Origin of the sequence: Protofrankia sp. CiP1_Cm_nod2, from assembly GCF_920664355.1 — a bacterium.
Lineage (GTDB): Bacteria > Actinomycetota > Actinomycetes > Frankiales > Frankiaceae > Protofrankia.
Genome location: NZ_CAKKTL010000149.1, coordinates 6566 through 7642, shown reverse-complemented (window position 1 = coordinate 7642; position 1077 = coordinate 6566). Strand labels below are relative to the sequence as shown.

Annotated in this window: 1 protein-coding gene; it reads right to left on the bottom strand. The window is 73.3% G+C overall.

Annotation, left to right across the window (positions count from 1 at the left end; all coding sequences use genetic code 11):
• The coding region (locus tag NBW84_RS16260; protein ID WP_250285590.1) for an HAD-IA family hydrolase at positions 1-780 on the bottom strand (780 nt) is incomplete at its 3' end.
• Positions 781-1077: the final 297 nt, after the last annotated feature.

The window sequence follows — 1077 nt, the reverse complement described above, 5'->3', positions numbered from 1 at the left end:
TTCGGGTTCGCCCGGCCCAGATTTGCCCGGTTCGGGTTCGCCCGGTTCGAGCAGGACGGCCAGGTCGGGGACGGTGATGTCCGCGCCGTGCGCGAGCAGGGCGTCGGCGTGCCCGATCCGGTCGACGCCGACCACGAAGCCGAAACCGCCGGCCCGCCCCGCCTCGACCCCGGCGAGCGCGTCCTCGAACACCGCCGCCTGCCGGGGCTCGGCACGCAGCTCACGGGCCGCGGCAAGGTAGGTGTCCGGCGCCGGCTTGCCCGCCAGGTGCTCACGCGCCGCGACCGCGGCGTCGATCCGGACGGGCAGCAGCCAGTCGATGCCGGCCGCGGTGAGGACCTGTGCGCAGTTCGCGCTCGACGACACGACCGCGCGTCCGGCCCCGGCGGCCGCCAGCGCGCGCAGGTACCGCACGGACCCCGGATACGCGGTGATCCCACCCGCGCGGAGCCTGGCCAGCAGGATCTCGTTCTTGCGCTTCCCCAGCCCGTGCACGGTCTGCGCCGTCGGCGGATCCGCCGGGCTGCCCACGGGCAGCTCGATGTGCCGGGACGCGAGGAACGACCGGACACCGTCCGCCCGCGGCCTGCCGTCCACGTAGGCGGGATAGTCGTCACGGACGCTGAACGGGACGAACGGGCCGCCTGCGTGCCGGGCCCGCCGCTCGAGGAAGGCGTCGAACATCTCCTTCCAGGCCGCGGCATGGACGGCGGCCGTCGGGGTCAGCACACCGTCCAGATCGAACAGGCATACCTTGATCTGTTCGGGCAGCCCGAGCATCCATCCCTCCCCTCGAGGGAGCCTGTGACCGTCCTACTACCCGCAACACCCCCGCCTGACCGCGCGACCGGCGGGGGTAACGTCCCACGCACGGCCCGGCATCCCGGAAGGCCGGAAAACGGGCTGGGAAAAGGGAAGCGAAGGAGGGGCCAGCGTCCGTGGCAACGGTCAGCGGCAGAAGCCGTCCCCGCAAGACCGGCCGGACCAAGGCCAACGGGCGCGGCGACGGCATCGGCGCGATCTCCGGGACGTCTTCCGCCGGAAGCACTCCCCCCCGGACATCGGCACCCAGGACAT